This is a genomic window from Geodermatophilus arenarius (genome assembly GCF_042654585.1).
Classification (GTDB): domain Bacteria; phylum Actinomycetota; class Actinomycetes; order Mycobacteriales; family Geodermatophilaceae; genus Geodermatophilus; species Geodermatophilus arenarius.
Window position 1 is genome coordinate 1 of record NZ_JBHSGR010000054.1, and the last position, 653, is coordinate 653.

Below are 653 nucleotides of genomic sequence, written 5' to 3' on the forward strand. Positions count from 1 at the left end.
TGATTAATTCCAGGCATTCAACGTTCTCTGCACCACGATCAACCAAATCGCCCACCGAGATAAGCAGGTCTTTTTTGTTGTCGAATCCAATCGTATCCAGTTTGTTCATCAGGTTCGTGTAGCATCCGTGCAGATCGCCAACTACCCAAATATTTCGGTATTTGCTGCCATCAATTTTTTCGTAATAGCGCATCTCTTTCACTCCATCCGCGATGAACCATGAGAACGTCGTTGACGATGGCGTGCATTTTCCCGTCTTTATCATCAACGTATTTTCTGACCGTACCGCGACTACATTTCAGTCTGCGTGCTACTTCTGTCTGATTTCCGTATGTTTCAACGAGCATGTCTGGAATGGTTTTTACTGAGAACGTCATGCGGCCTCACTTCTGCTATTTCGCAGGTCTTTGAGTTTCTGTTGGTACTCTGCCTTGATCGCCTTGCACTCTTCGATAGTCCAGCGATGGCGGTTATGGTTTGATTCGATTTCGTCTACTGCTTCCTGCCCGATGCGGCTAATCAGTTCGACGCGATACGGAACGAGATTTCCGCTTTTGTGCTGGTTGCACACCACGCATTGCTTGTGAATATTGCGTTCATTAAATCGGAGTTGAGGTGCCGCAGCAGTTGTCCGGTAATGGCCGGCATCGCAC

General features: G+C 47.6%; 3 protein-coding genes. All 3 read right to left on the reverse strand.

From position 1 onward, the window contains the following. The coding region (locus tag ACFO3M_RS22695) for a metallophosphoesterase (RefSeq protein WP_465253862.1) at positions 1 to 265 on the reverse strand (265 nt) is incomplete at its 3' end. After that, complete coding sequence (locus ACFO3M_RS22700) at positions 171 to 377, reverse strand: phage NinH family protein (RefSeq protein WP_002901791.1); 207 nt, start codon at positions 375 to 377, stop codon at positions 171 to 173. The genes ACFO3M_RS22700 and ACFO3M_RS22695, both read right to left, overlap by 95 nt. After that, positions 374 to 653, reverse strand: a 280-nt coding sequence (locus tag ACFO3M_RS22705) for a recombination protein NinG (protein ID WP_387994506.1), incomplete at its 5' end; no start/stop codon positions are given. The genes ACFO3M_RS22700 and ACFO3M_RS22705, both read right to left, overlap by 4 nt.